The organism is Mesorhizobium sp. M0217 (assembly GCF_040321955.1).
GTDB lineage: Bacteria > Pseudomonadota > Alphaproteobacteria > Rhizobiales > Rhizobiaceae > Mesorhizobium.
This window is the reverse complement of the sequence record NZ_JAMYSN010000008.1, coordinates 154116-168077: the sequence shown is the minus strand read 5'-3', so window position 1 is coordinate 168077 and position 13962 is coordinate 154116. Positions and strand designations below refer to the sequence as shown.

Below are 13962 nucleotides of genomic sequence, written 5' to 3'. Positions count from 1 at the left end.
GCAATGTCGATCGAAAGACTTTTCGAAAATACACCCTCACTGTATTAGAAACACGCTCGAATCTGTGGGTCAATAGTCGACGCGCTTACAGGCATAAAATACGGCAAATGCTCTTGCCACTTTCGGAATGACCAGAGCATTGGGTCGTGCAGGTCCACAGGTGGTGCCGCCCGACCTTCCGTCATCGGCAATCTGACGTCACCAGGAGCTGCCCGTCAGCTTCCGGCTAAAATCTGCCGATCAGCAATGCGCCTCAAGTCGGTCATGAAGGGAGGTCTTGCCATTTTTTAAAAGCGGGCCCTGTGCGCGAACATGCCAAAGATCACCGGGCGACGACTGCGTGATGCAAGCCGCCTCGGTTGTGAAGGGCTCGAAGGATATTTTGAGCACCATCGTGGGATACGTTGGACGGACCCTCGCTAGCGGCCTCAGGTGACCTCTAATTTTCACAGCTTGAATAAGGCTAACTATGCAGCGCGGATTAAGGCTACGCCGGAGCTAGCTATACACCGTACAATCTCAATTGTTGACATGAGCTTGGTGCATCCGTGAGGCAGCTGGACCCTTTACTGGGAAGTTGCCCACTGGAAAGACATTGCAACTTGACAGTTGTACGCCGGATGTCAGCGTCTCTTTATTAGCGGGAGAGTGATTCGGTGTATCTGTCCAAGTTGGAGATTAGTAATTTTCGTCAGTTCGGTGAAGGTGAAAATGCTTTTGTCCTTGAGCTCAATAGGGGCATCACCGCACTTGTGGGAGAAAACGACTCTGGAAAAACTGCAATAATTGACGCCATACGGATGGTTTTGGGGACCCGTGACCAAGAATACCTGCGCGTTCACCCAAATGATTTCCACTTCGATGTCGCTGCAAAAACGCAGGTCGAGAACATCAGCATCTGCTGCACATTCGATGGTCTGACTTCCGCCGATCGGGGTGCGTTCGCGGAGTATCTCAGTTACATGCCCACTGGAGGGACGGTTCTTCATGTAACGTGGACCGCTAAGCGTATGCACGCAGGGGCCCGTCGGTTCATTCCCACTGAGTGGCGGTCAGGTGACGGCGGAGAAGGGCCGGTCCTTGATAGTAAGGCTCGCGCGCTCCTTTCCGCAACCTATTTACGTCCCCTGCGCGATGCGGAACGCGCCCTGTCTGCGGGCAGGGGCTCCCGTCTGGCCCAGATCCTTCAGAATACGAAGGAGATCAAGTCGCATGGGGTCGCTTTCGACAACGCCGCACTCCCCGGTCTTGACCCAGCCTCCCTTAGTCTCGTCGGTCTCCTCGATTACACGAACCACCATTTTCAGAGCAACGAAGGTATTAGGAAGGCGAGGGGACGCCTGAATGACGATTATCTTTCCCCGCTCTCGTTCGCAAACGACGAGCTGACCGCGCACATCGCCGTAAGCGGCAACGGCGACGACGATGCCCGCCTGCGGCAGATACTCGAAAAGCTGGACGTCATCCTCAACGCGCCGGGTATCACAGATGGTTTTCTGGGCCGCGGTCTTGGTTCCAACAATCTGCTTTTCATGGCCTGTGAACTTCTACTGCTGGCCGGAGAAGAAGAAGGATTTCCGCTCCTAATGATCGAGGAACCGGAAGCCCACCTGCATCCGCAGCGGCAGCTTAGGCTCATGGGCTTCCTGCAAAGCCACGTCGGCAAGGTGAAGGATGACGGTCAGAAAATCCAAGTCATCGTCACCACCCACAGTCCGAATCTCGCATCGGAGATTAAGCTGGACAACATGGTGCTGATCAAGGACTGCAAGGCATTTCCACTCGCCAAAGGCAAAACCAGCCTGACCGCATCGGATTACCCGTTCCTGGAACGCTATCTCGACATCACCAAAGCCAACCTCTTTTTTGCCCGCGGCGTAATTGTTGTCGAAGGGCCTGCCGAAGACATCCTCATACCCACACTTGCCCAACTCCTAGGCAGAGATCTTGAGAAGTACGGTGTCTCGATCATTGACGTGAAGGGTACCGGGCTTGGGCGCTTTGCCCGTATCCTCCAGCGTGAAAATCCAGAGGCCGACGGCGAGATCGGTATCCCGGTAAGCTGCGTCACTGACATGGACGTCATGCCGGATTGCGCCCCGTGGATCGTCGGTGCGCTGAAAACTGGCGAGGCATTTCCGCCGCTTAAGGGCTCAAGGCGAAAGTGGAGAGCAAAGCAAGATTTTCCCGGGACCGAGCTTGCAGGTCGGCGGGCGGGTATTGAGGCGCGGGCAAGCGGTCAGAAGATCAAAACGTTCGTCGCGAACGAGTGGACCCTTGAATATGACCTCGCATTCAGTGGCCTGGGGGAATTTGTCTGGCTCGCCGCTCACTTGACTGACAAAGATGAAACCTTGCTGAAGTCTCCCGAAAAGCGTGACACGGAAATCACATTTGCGAAGGCGGAGTTCGCTGCGCTAGCATTTGCCGGAAAAGCCATCGAGGAACTGGCATCAGAGGTCTACGCCCGTTTCATGAAGGACGGAGTTTCCAAGGCGATATCTGCCCAGTATCTGGCTTCCCTACTATCTGAGGCAGTCGAGACCGGCCAACTCGCCGTCGCGGAATTGCGGCAAACACTACCCAAATATCTGGTCGACGCCATCGAACACGTGACCGAACCGCTACCAGTCATTCCCTGATGTTTGTCCCCCCAACGGTCACGGAAGGCGATGTCGACTGGGTGTGCCGGGTCATGGGGCTGCCACCCACGGCTTTTTCGGGCGCCGACGGCAAAGATCCACGTATGACTGTAATCCAGCGAATGGATACTATTGACGTTGAAGCCTGCCCAGGTAGCGGCAAGTCGACACTACTCGTTGCAAAGCTGGCAATTCTGGCCCGGCGGTGGCCCTCCCTGCGCTCCGGTATGTGCGTGTTGTCGCACACCAACGCCGCCAGAGACGAGATAGTGCGCGGCCTGAGCTCTTGCGCCGAAGGCGCCATGCTTATGGGGTATCCGCACTTCGTTGGCACAATTCATGGCTTCGCTAATGAATTTCTGGCGTTGCCCTACCTCCGGTCCAAGGGTAATCCGATTACGGTCATCAACAGTGAAGTCGCAATCGAACATCGCTGGAAGAAGGCCGCCTACAAGACAAAGCTTTATCTGAATCAGCAAAACAACGGCGATGGACGGTCCTTCCTCCGCTATGACGAGGAAGACTTTAGCGGCGAGAAAATGCGGTCGCGATGGAAAACCCACACGGAAACATTCAAGCTCATTCAGGAAATATGCAAATCGAGCTCTGAGGAGGGCTATTTCTGCTACGATGAACTGTTCGTGTGGGCTCGGAAGGTAGTTGCGGAACGCCCTGACTTGGCCCGCGATATGCGTCATCGGTTTCCTTTGGTGTTTATGGATGAGGTTCAGGACAATGACGAAGAACAGTCCTGCCTGTTGAGCAGAGTCTTTATGGACGGCGATAACCCGTCGGTGCGGCAACGCTTTGGAGACTCCAATCAGGCTATCTACCAGAGCAGCGGCGTCGCCAACGGCGCGGAAACAGACAGGTTTCCCGGGCCTAAGATTGTCCGCGTTGATCTTCCCAACAGTTTTCGATTTGGAACCGTAATAGCTGGCCTCGCCGATCCGTTCGCCGTTACGCCACAGGGGCTGGTGGGTCTCGGACCGAATGACCCACGACCCCCAGCGATTTTCCTCTTCGATGACGCATCCGTCCGGTCGGTTCTGCCCCGGTACTGCGAGTATCTGCTCGAAGTTTTTTCTTCCAACGAACTTCGGTCAGGCGAGTTCACCGCCGTCGCCGGTGTCCATAAAGAGGGCGAGGACGACAAGATCCCTCGTTGGATGGGCCACTATGTTCCTGCCTATAACCCTGACATCGTCCACCGCGAACCAGTTCCTGAATTGTTCAGCCAGTACGTCATGGCCGGGTGGCGTGAAAGCAGCCGGCTTCGTCGCACAGCCCCGCTCGTGAACGCCGTCGCCCTCGCCATGCTCGAGCTTCTTCGTCGCGAAGGCTACGAAGGAACAACTAAGAGGGTCAAAAATCCGCACCAAGTTGTCCTGTCGATCGCCCCGGATGAGACGGCTTCGTTTAACTACAAGCGGCTACTGGATTTTTTTGTCAGGAAGGCGGGAAGCACCACGCCTGAGCTGTGGAACAACAAGTTGGCCAAGGCAATCGAAGCAGTTGCCGGAAAACTCCGCGGCGCGAACATCGCCACTCCGGAGGCCAAAGCCTTTCTTTCCTGGGTCGTCGCTGCAGGCAAAGTGGCCGAGGTTTCAATCTCCGCTTCGTCCAACATGTACCAATATCCTGCCAACGAACCACAAGTATCTGTCAGACTTGGCTCGATCCACTCGGTAAAAGGCGAGACTCACACGTCGACGCTCGTGCTGGAATCTTACTACCGGCACCACTACCTGAGCACCCTAAAGCCTTGGCTCCTGGGAATTTCATCGGGGGGAGCGAAGCAGGGTGTTCTTATACAAAGAGGTCTCAGGCTTCACTACGTCGCGATGAGCCGACCCTCACATTTGCTTTGTCTAGCCCTGAGGAGCGACACCCTGACGGCGTCCGATCGACTTCTCCTAGAAGGTCGTGGGTGGGTACTTTTAGAGTGTCCGCCACATTAGACCAGAGGTTGCAGAGCAGCGATTTCGACACCGCCACGGCTCCGGTCGATCGTTCGGACTTAGAATATCGAAACTGTTAGGGCCGCTTCTCCGGGAAGCTCTGCAGATTAGGTCGGCTTTAACGTCCTTTCGTCTGAAAGCCGGCCGGCAACTTTCTGCCTAAATTCGGTCATTCTGGAGCATCGCTCCCGACGTCCGCAAACGAGGTAGCTAGGGTGCGACTGTATGGCGTCACATTCATCAGCCAGGTGTGGATCGTGTCGCCGCAAGGCATCTCCTCCATGGCCCGATCTTGCGCACCGAGGCACTCTTGATGATTTCGAGGCAGATGGCGTCGGCCAAGTTGGTCGAATAGTCCGATGGACGACCACGGATCAGAAGCGATCAATGCCGCGTTCTTCGCGTCAAGAGACTTAGGCCTACTACAACCGAATCGTCACACACGCGTAGAGTTTCGGCAAGAATAAGCTACACTCGATCGACCGGGGCTCACCACGACAGGCCTTCGAGCAAACCTTCCAAAAAAGTGATCCCATCGAGTGGTAGTGGATAGACAATGATACCTTTGCACAAGCTAGCTATAGTAATCGACGTCATAGGCGTCATATGCGTCATGCTTGCGTATCTCGCGTTTGCTCAGCCGCCTTGGTTCTTTTTATTGATTCCCGTCGAATTCAAGAATAATATTCCTCCATGGCTAATTCCATTTATTCAAAACTTTTCCGTGGAATTAATTGGAACATGGATATCTGTTCGTTTGATTGACATTTTCATTCAAGAAAGGGAAAGAGCTTCATCTGTAAGAGTAAGAGTGTTACGAAACTCAAGATATTGGATGAATCAGTTCCTATCGATGGACGGGAGCATTCACTATTCATCTTTAAAGCGCCTCGAAATCGAACATAGATATTTTACCGGCACCGCCTCACTGCGAAAAAAATACCTAAATAAGACGGAGAGGCCTTTGTATAACTCTTTTGTTCGTTTAGTCACAGCCACGTTAGATGAGCTCCATGAAATGTACAAGTCTCAGCAAGAATATATTATCGAACGCGATCAATTCTTGAGACTCATCAAGCAATATGATGATGAGAAGGGTATACCTTACCGGTTCATCAGCGACCTCCGAGACGACCTTAGAAGACTGGATTCACTCATTTTCGGGAATAATTACTATGAACATAAATCGCACTTTTCTATTGCGTTCCAACACATGAAGACAGATATCGATAAAAACATTGTATATATAAACAAAGGCATTAAGAAAAGATGCATAACACCAGTCTCTCTCCTTCATCTGGCGTCAAAATCATTGGATGCACGGTCGAAATTCAAGGATGAGATGATAGAGATTGAGGACGTATTGATGGCTCTTGAGAAAGACGTTCGGCAGGAGACACCGGAGGACTAGAAACCCTACACGCTGGTCGAGCTGGCGTTTGCCCACGGGCCGAAATCGTCATTTCAGTGATCTCTATCCTGGTCAATTCGATTATGCTCACGGCTGTCACGATAATTCGGCACCAGCGCCACAACCAGGCGTAAAGCTAAAGGCGCGAGAGAAACCCCGATTTGACAGTCGGCGCCAGCGCGATCGGCGCTCTTCCTATTTCCAGAAGGCGCGCGCATACGACCCAATCGCAGTAGTATCGACCGTGACAGGAGGGGCAATGAACGATTTTCTCCCAGAGTTGTTCGCGGCCACCATGGACATGCTGCCGCAGGTGGTTTTCAACAAGGGACAGAAAGTCCACCGCACTCTTATTGCGCTTTACTCTACCGTGATTGAGCAGGTGGACAGCGCAATGATCCTGCAAGCCAAAGGGCGCAGTGCGAGTCTCGACATCATCCTGCGCTCATGCCTTGAGGCCTATGTTGACCTCGTAAATCTGGCGTCCGACGATGGTTACATGCACCAAATGGAAATGAGCTACCACCATGAGTGGGTGAGACTTGCCAAAGGTGCTGACCCTGACAATCCTTATCTCGCTTCCGTGATAGCCGATGCCGAATCGAATGCCTTCCACACAAGCGAGTTGGCGAGACTCGCCGCAATCGCCCCATTGATGAACACGTTCGAGCGTTTCAAACGCGCCGGTATGGAGAATGAGTACCGGTCTGTCTACAATCAGCTTTGCAGCGAGACCCATAACAATTTGCGGGCTCTCATCAGGCGTCACTTCCGATTTGCGGACGACGGCGACGAGAACAAGCTTGAATTGATTGTAATGTCGGAGATGGAGGAGGGCGCTCTGGTGGCGACTCTACACACCTTCATCGCAGTCCTCGGTCAATCCAATGTAATCATACACGATTACTTCAAGACCAATGCTCAGGATAGGGCGTTGGATCTCCGGCGCAGAATAGAAGCCATAGAGGACCCTTCAGCGACCGTCACAATGATGCAGTTGGAAACGTCGTAACGTGGCGTGCAGCATTCTGGTTCGAACTCGATGAAGCAAGGTATTCGGCCGAATCAGCGGTGATTTTTTCTCATCTATTATTGATGATCGCGGCCGGTCTCTTCGTGATGCCGTCGGCTCATTCGCAGGAATTTTTTGGGAACCTGATCGGTTTGTAGTGCGGCCTTTTCATCCCAGTGGGCCAAGCGGCCCGCTACCAGTTTATGGGGTCAGGCCGCCCGATCAGGTCTCTCTTGCGGAGGTCGGACAGGACCCCAAGAAGCTAGGATCATCGTATAGGCGAGTTTCGAGACGGCGGCGAAGGCATCGCAGACTTCAAAATAGTCAGACTGAGAACGCTGAGCTTCCATGCCCGAGAGGGCGAAGCGAACTGTCCTAGTTTCATCCTCTACACCCGCCACTGCGGTCCACAGATGACGAAACGACAAATGAACAAAGTCAGAAGTCTCAGTATAGACTCTATCGATCCAGGGATGCTCAGCCGAAAGCCGTTTCCTGAGATAGGCGTCCGTTAGGCGCTCTTGCTTTCCTTCATCCATAGTGGTCAATCTGTCGAATTGGACCTCGTTCGCCATCAACCTTTTCATGCTGCTTTCACGATCTTGGATGAGGGGCAGAGCATTCATCCGCATTGCCGTGTCGATTTGAGTCCTCAGCAGGACGGTCGCGGATGGAAAGTTCTTGCTCCCAATCAGATGCCGGAAACCGCGAGACTGACATAGCGTACGCTGGGCAGCCCCTAGAAGAAACATGTGGGTGAGATACATGTCGCCGGCATCAAGATGGACCCCAGCCTTCTTGATGAAGTCCTTTTCGAGTTTTTCAATGGCCTTGATCCGGCTCTTTAGGCGGGTCGTCATAACCGACTGCTCCATCACGAGCCTCAACCGAGGTTTGTCCCTTTTTTGGGCAAGTGAATCTCTGGCCTCAGGGAACATCCCCAGAACCGACGGCTACCATTTTGCCACCCAACTGAGTAGCACGGCCACGTACACAGCGTAACAGGATGCGGAAAATCGCGGGCAAACAGGCAGACAACCGGATTTTTTGGCACGGGAAGAGACGGGGCAGAATGCGTGCAACCGATTTCAAGACCGGGGTTTGACGTCAGCTGATGGGTGAACAGTGGAACGGCCGCGTCAGAACAATTGTAAGCTGACGGTCCGCTCTCAGCTAATTGCAGTCATCCGACAACTGTCGGTGAATGAACGCTGCTGAGGTGAAGTCATGCGCCCGGGTTCTCGATTTTCTGTGGGGAAATCTGTGGGGTCTCGGGAGAAACAAACACCTAAGTGTCTGTTTTTTCTGGTCGGAGTGGCAGGATTTGAACCTGCGACCCCCTCGTCCCGAACGAGGTGCGCTACCAGGCTGCGCTACACTCCGTGACCAGACCGCGGGCTTATAGCTGCCGCATACCGTTCCTGCAAGCGGCAATGGCAGCGCTTCTGTCGCATTTCGTTGGCTTTCGTTGGGCATTGCCGCAAAGCTTGGCTTTCCCTCCCGGGATAAACCTGGCTTAAAGCCTTGTGTGCTAGGCAGCAGCCTCGATAAATCGTGTTTTCGCCATCTGGAGCTTTGCTGCCTTGCCCCTGAAAATCGTAGGCGACGCCCGGCCCAACAGCTTCGAATTCGAAACCGAAGCGCTGATCAAGGCGTCCGGCTTTCGCGAATACGACGCGCGCTGGTGGTTTGGCCATGCCGGTTCGACGCAACCGCCGGACCTGAACCTGATCGGCGTCCAAGCGTTGGGCATGGGCCTGGGCACTTTGATCCGCCGTCTTGGCGCGGGTCCCGACATCGTCACCGGGCATGATTTCCGCTCCTATTCGCTTGCCATCAAGCTGGCGCTGGTTTCCGGCCTGATGGCGGCGGGCGCAAAGGTGAAAGACATTGGCCTGGCGCTGTCGCCCATGGCCTACTTCGCCCAGTTCGCGCTCGACGCGCCTTCCGTCGCCATGGTCACCGCATCGCACAACGAGAATGGCTGGACCGGAGTCAAGATGGGTGCGGCGAGGCCGCTCACCTTCGGACCGGAGGAGATGAGCGCCCTGAAACAGATCGTGCTGTCGGGCGATTTCGATCTTGCCGGCGGTGGCTCCTACGAATTCGTCTCCGGTTTTCGCGAGACCTATCTCGACGATCTGGTGAGCGACAAGCGCATCGCGCGAAAGCTGAAAGTCGTGGCCGCTTGCGGCAACGGCACTGCCGGCGCCTTCGCGCCACAGGCGCTGGAGCGCATCGGCTGCGAGGTGATCCCGCTCGATGTCGAGCTCGACCACAGTTTTCCGCGCTATAACCCGAACCCGGAAGACATGCAGATGCTGCATGCCATCAGGGACAAAGTGCTGGAAACAGGTGCTGATGTCGGGCTGGGCTTTGACGGCGACGGCGACCGTTGCGGCGTGGTCGACAATGAGGGCAACGAGATTTTTGCCGACAAGGTCGGCGTCATGCTCGCGCGGGACATATCAACCCAATACCCCGGCTCGACCTTCGTCGTCGATGTCAAGTCGACCGGCCTGTTCAACACCGACAGCGTCCTGCGCGCCAACGGCGCGAAGACAGATTACTGGAAGACCGGCCATTCCTACATCAAGCGCCGCGTCGCCGAGCTTGGCGCCGTCGCCGGCTTCGAGAAGTCGGGCCATTTCTTCTTCAATCCGCCGATCGGCCGCGGCTATGATGACGGTCTCATCACGGCAATAGCCATTTGTGAGATGCTCGTCCGCAACCCCATAAGTTCGATGGCCGATCTCTATCGCGCGCTGCCGCTGACCTTCGGCACGCCGACCATGTCGCCGCATTGCGCCGATGACGTGAAATACGGCGTGGTCGGTCGGGTGGTGGCGGACTTCCAGGCGATACAGCGCGCCGGCAAGGCTTTTGCCGGCCAGAAGATCGCCGAGCTGATCACCGTCAACGGCGTGCGCATCGTGGCCGAAGATGGCACCTGGGGCGTGGTACGGGCGTCGTCGAACAAGCCGGAGCTTGTCGTGGTTGTCGAAAGCCCGGTATCGTCCGACCGCCGCCGGCAGATGTTCGAGGCGGTCGACGCCGTGCTGCGCCGCAGCCCCGAAGTCGGCGCTTACAACCAGACGTTCTGATTGGACCTTTCATGACCGAGCGCATCGTCAGTTTTGTCATGAGCGGCGGTGTCGGTTCGCGGCTGTGGCCGCTGTCACGCGAGGACAACCCGAAACAGTTCCACGATCTTTCCGGCGACGGCTCGATGCTGGCCAAGACACTGCGCCGGCTGACGGCGCGGCCGGAGGGCGAAACGCCGATCTTCCTGATCGCCGCCGAGCGCCATGCCGAGCGCGTGCATGCCGACCTTGCCGGCCTCGACCTCGCCGGCGGTGGCCCGCTGTTCGAGCCGACCGGGCGCAACACGGCTGCCGCCGTGGCGCTGGCCGCGCTGCGCACATTGTCGGAGTTCGGCGACAGCCTGGTGCTGGTGGTGCCGTCAGACCACGAAATCGCCACGCCCAAGCAGTTCTGGCAGAGCGTCGAGGCGGGCAGCCAGGCAGCGCTTGCCGGCCGTCTGGTGGTGTTCGGCATCAAGCCGACGCAGCCCGAGACCGGCTATGGGTATATCGAAGTCGCAGCCGAAAGCGGCGGCGTCTTCGACGTGTCGCGCTTCGTCGAAAAGCCCGACCTCGCCACTGCGCAGAGCTATCTCAGTGCGGGCACCTTCTACTGGAACACCGGCATTTTCCTATTTCGCGCCGGCGCCATGCGCGACGCATTTGCGGCCTTCCAGCCCGACATCTGGCAGGCCACCGAAGCGGCCTACAAGGCAGCAACGAGCGACCTGTCCGGCCTCTATATGCCGCTCGACCTCTACGCCGCCATCCCGTCGAACTCGATCGACTACGCCATCATGGAACGGGCCAAGGACATCGCCATGGTGCCGGCCGGCTTCCGCTGGAACGACCTCGGCTCCTGGCAGTCGCTGCTTGATGTCGGCCCTGCCGACGCCAAGGGCAATGTCGTCGTCGGCGATGTCGTCGCCATCGATTGCGAGAACTCCTACATCCGCAGCGACGGCCGGCTTTTGTCGGCGATCGGCATGAAGGATGTCGCCATCGTCTCGACCGCGGACGCCACCTTCGTTGCCCCGGTCAGTCACAGCCAGCACGTCAAGAAGATCGTCGAGCAGCTGGAAAAGTCGGGCCGGCTGGAAACCAGGTTCACCCCGGCACACGACCGCGTCATCGAGAGCGGCGCCTGGCGTCGGCGCGTGCATCACTGGCTGTTCGAGGAGACCTTGCCGCTGTGGTCGACTTCAGGCGTCGATGAGCGTCATGGCGGTTTCCACGAGGCGCTCGGCTTCGACGGCGAGGCGCTGTTGAAGCCCAAGCGCATGCGCACGACGGCGAGGCAAGTCTACGCCTTCGCCGTTGCCAAGGCCCGCGGCTGGGACGGTCCAGCCGATCGCCTGATCTCCCATGGCATCGCCTTCATGGCCGGCAAGGGCCGCACGGACCGGGGCGGCTGGGTGCGCACGCTCAATGTCGACGGCTCCGTCGCCGACCCAACCGAGGATGCCTACGACCATTCCTGCGTGCTGCTGGCGCTGGCGCATGCGCATATGTGCGGCGATCCGGATGCGCTGCGGCTGGGCCAGGAGACCTTCGTGTTCCTCGACGCGCATCTCGAGGACAGCCGCATGACCGGCTTTCTCGAGACATCCGATGGCGAGGGCGAGCGGCGCTCCAACCCGCATATGCATCTGCTCGAGGCCTTCCTCGCCTGGTATAAGGCGACCGGCGACCGCACCTATCTGCGCCGCGCCGCGCGCATCATCGACCTTTTCCGCAGTCATTTCTTCGATGCCGAGAGCTGGACGCTGGGCGAATATTTCGACGCCGGGTGGAAGCCGGCCGCCGGCGAGAAGGGCACATGGACCGAGCCCGGCCATCATTTCGAATGGGCCTCGCTGCTCACCGATTTCGTCGCCCGCAGCGGCCAGGGCGAGTTGAGCAATTTTGCCCGCAAGCTCTACGCCTCGGCCATCGCCAACGGCCTCAACCGCGCCACCGGCCTTGCCTACGGCGCGGTCTCCAGACAGGGCCTGCCGCTCGACCTTGTGTCGCGCAGCTGGCCGCAGGCGGAAGCGATCAAGGCGGCGATTGCGCTGGATGGCTCGGGCGGTCCCGACCTCAAGCCCGAAATCGAGGCGCGCGTCGGCCGGCTATTCCGCTGGCACATCGACCCGGCGCCGCTCGGCCTGTGGATCGACCGCATCGACGAACGCGGCCGCTCCTTGGCATCGGACGTGCCGGCCAGCATCTTCTATCATCTGGTCTGCGCGCTGACGCAGTATCTTGATGGGACAGCGCAGAAGGGGTGAGGTTGTTGAGAGGCCGGTGCGAGGCACCCCCCTCTGCCGTGCAGGGCAGAGGGGGGTGCCTCGCGCCAACCCCTCAGTACGGGCTCGCTACATCCCCGGTCTCGACATACACCGCCTTCAGCTGCGAATAGAGCGCTAAAGCCGCCAGCGAGTTCTCGCGCCCGATGCCGGATTGCTTCACCCCGCCAAACGGAATTTCCACCGGCGTCAGATTGTAGGCGTTTATCCAGCAGGTGCCGGCCTGCAGTTCGGCGATCACCCTATGAGCGCGCTGCAGGTCGCGGGTGAAGACGCCGGCGGCGAGGCCGAATTCGGTGTCGTTGGCGCGGTCGATCACCTCGTCCTCGCCGTCGAACTTCAGCACGCTCATCACCGGCCCGAAAATCTCCTCGCGCGCAATGCGCATCTTATCGGTGACACCGGTGAACACGGTTGGCTCTACAAAGAAGCCGCCATCGAACCCTTGCAGCGACGGCACGTTGCCACCGCAGGCGAGCGTTGCTCCATCCTGCCTGCCGGCCGCGATGTAGGAAACGACCTTCTCCTGCTGCGCCTTGTTGACCAGCGGCCCCATCTGCGTCTCAGGATCGAGCGGATCGCCGATGCGGATCTTTTTCGTCCGCTCGACCAGCCGGTCGACGAAGCGGTCATGGATGCCGCTTTGTACGAAAACACGCGTGCCGTTGGAGCAGATCTGCCCGCTCGAATAGAAATTGCCGAGCATGGCGCCGCCGATGGCGTTTTCGAGATCGGCATCGTCGAACACGATCAGCGGCGACTTGCCGCCGAGTTCCATCGTCGCATGCTTCATCTTCGAGCCGGCGAGCGACAGCACCTTGCGGCCGGTCGGCACCGAGCCGGTCACCGAAACCTTGGCAACGACATCATGGCCGACCAGGCCGGCGCCGACATCGCCATAGCCTTGCACGACGTTGAACAGCCCGTCGGGCAGGCCCGCCTCTGAGTAGATCTCGGCCAGCGCCAGCGCCGACAGCGGCGTGTTCTCCGAGGGCTTGAACACCATGGCGTTGCCCATGGCGAGCGCGGGGGCGGATTTCCAGCCGGCGATCTGGATCGGATAGTTCCAGGCGCCGATGCCGACGCACACACCGAGCGCCTCGCGGCGCGTATAGGCAAAAGGTCCACCAAGATCGATCGCATCGCCGTTGAAGGCGGCAACCGCGCCGCCGAAATATTCGAGGCAGTCGGCGGCCGATAGTGCATCCGCCACCAGCGTCTCCTGGATCGCTTTGCCGGTGTCAAGCGTCTCGATCCGCGCCAGATCGGCGTTGCGCGCGCGCAAAATGTCGGCGGCGCGGCGCAGGATGCGGCCACGCTCGACCGGCTTCATCCGCGCCCAGGCCGGTTGTGCGGCCCGCGCGGCTTCGATGGCGAGCTCCAGCACGTTCGGAGTCGCCGAATGCAAAGTGGCGATGACCTCACCGGTCGCCGGATAGATCACCGGCAGCGGCGCGCCGCCTTCGTCCTCGATGTAGCGGCCGTTGACATAGTGCGATGCCGTTGGCTGGGCGCGCATGCTGTTCTCCAGATGTATTCGCTATTGCGGAGCAGTCCGCCGGACA

Annotated in this window: 8 protein-coding genes and 1 tRNA gene; 6 read left to right on the top strand and 3 right to left on the bottom strand. The window is 58.0% G+C overall.

Annotated elements, in window-relative coordinates; all coding sequences use genetic code 11:
- Positions 1-656 precede the first annotated feature (656 nt).
- The 4 genes from NKJ18_RS15900 to NKJ18_RS15885 all read left to right on the top strand — a co-directional run bounded on the left by NKJ18_RS15900 (position 657) and on the right by NKJ18_RS15885 (position 7026).
- Positions 657-2642 (top strand): ATP-dependent nuclease, encoded by a 1986-nt coding sequence (locus NKJ18_RS15900; protein ID WP_352758692.1) that lies wholly within the window; start codon positions 657-659, stop codon positions 2640-2642.
- Positions 2643-2695: 53 nt separating this feature from the next.
- The gene (locus tag NKJ18_RS15895; RefSeq protein ID WP_352758690.1) at positions 2696-4603 is read left to right on the top strand and encodes a UvrD-helicase domain-containing protein; all 1908 of its coding nucleotides are present in this window, start codon (positions 2696-2698) and stop codon (positions 4601-4603) included.
- 613 nt (positions 4604-5216) lie between these two features.
- Positions 5217-6014, top strand: coding sequence for a hypothetical protein (locus NKJ18_RS15890; protein ID WP_352758687.1), 798 nt, complete (start codon positions 5217-5219; stop codon positions 6012-6014).
- Between the two features lie 259 nt (positions 6015-6273).
- Positions 6274-7026 (top strand): DUF5677 domain-containing protein, encoded by a 753-nt coding sequence (locus NKJ18_RS15885; protein ID WP_352758684.1) that lies wholly within the window; start codon positions 6274-6276, stop codon positions 7024-7026.
- Positions 7027-7235: 209 nt separating this feature from the next.
- Here the strand turns inward: NKJ18_RS15885 and NKJ18_RS15880 are convergent, their stop codons facing one another.
- Both NKJ18_RS15880 and NKJ18_RS15875 read right to left on the bottom strand, forming a co-directional pair.
- Positions 7236-7901, bottom strand: a complete 666-nt coding sequence (locus NKJ18_RS15880; RefSeq protein WP_352758682.1) for a hypothetical protein — start codon at positions 7899-7901, stop codon at positions 7236-7238.
- Positions 7902-8332: 431 nt separating this feature from the next.
- Positions 8333-8409, bottom strand: a tRNA-Pro gene (locus NKJ18_RS15875).
- A 200-nt stretch (positions 8410-8609) separates the two neighbouring features.
- Here NKJ18_RS15875 and NKJ18_RS15870 point away from each other — a divergent pair.
- Both NKJ18_RS15870 and NKJ18_RS15865 read left to right on the top strand, forming a co-directional pair.
- A complete protein-coding gene (locus NKJ18_RS15870) occupies positions 8610-10130 on the top strand; it encodes a phosphomannomutase/phosphoglucomutase (RefSeq protein ID WP_352758679.1) in 1521 nt (506 codons plus the stop codon).
- 11 nt (positions 10131-10141) lie between these two features.
- On the top strand, positions 10142-12379 hold the full coding sequence (locus tag NKJ18_RS15865) for a mannose-1-phosphate guanylyltransferase/mannose-6-phosphate isomerase (protein ID WP_023670740.1): 2238 nt from the start codon (positions 10142-10144) through the stop codon (positions 12377-12379).
- A 73-nt stretch (positions 12380-12452) separates the two neighbouring features.
- Here NKJ18_RS15865 and betB read toward each other — a convergent pair whose 3' ends face one another.
- Positions 12453-13916: a betaine-aldehyde dehydrogenase gene (gene betB, locus NKJ18_RS15860; RefSeq protein WP_023715688.1), complete on the bottom strand. Its 1464-nt coding sequence runs from the start codon at positions 13914-13916 to the stop codon at positions 12453-12455.
- Positions 13917-13962 lie beyond the last annotated feature (46 nt).

Coding starts and splice junctions, on each gene's coding strand:
- NKJ18_RS15895 (WP_352758690.1), top strand. CDS start 2,696: ATGGGGCTGCCACCCACGGCTTTTTCGGGCGCCGACGGCAAAGATCCA.
- NKJ18_RS15890 (WP_352758687.1), top strand. CDS start 5,217: ATGCTTGCGTATCTCGCGTTTGCTCAGCCGCCTTGGTTCTTTTTATTG.
- NKJ18_RS15885 (WP_352758684.1), top strand. CDS start 6,274: ATGAACGATTTTCTCCCAGAGTTGTTCGCGGCCACCATGGACATGCTG.
- NKJ18_RS15880 (WP_352758682.1), bottom strand. CDS start 7,901: ATGGAGCAGTCGGTTATGACGACCCGCCTAAAGAGCCGGATCAAGGCC.
- NKJ18_RS15865 (WP_023670740.1), top strand. CDS start 10,142: ATGACCGAGCGCATCGTCAGTTTTGTCATGAGCGGCGGTGTCGGTTCG.
- betB (WP_023715688.1), bottom strand. CDS start 13,916: ATGCGCGCCCAGCCAACGGCATCGCACTATGTCAACGGCCGCTACATC.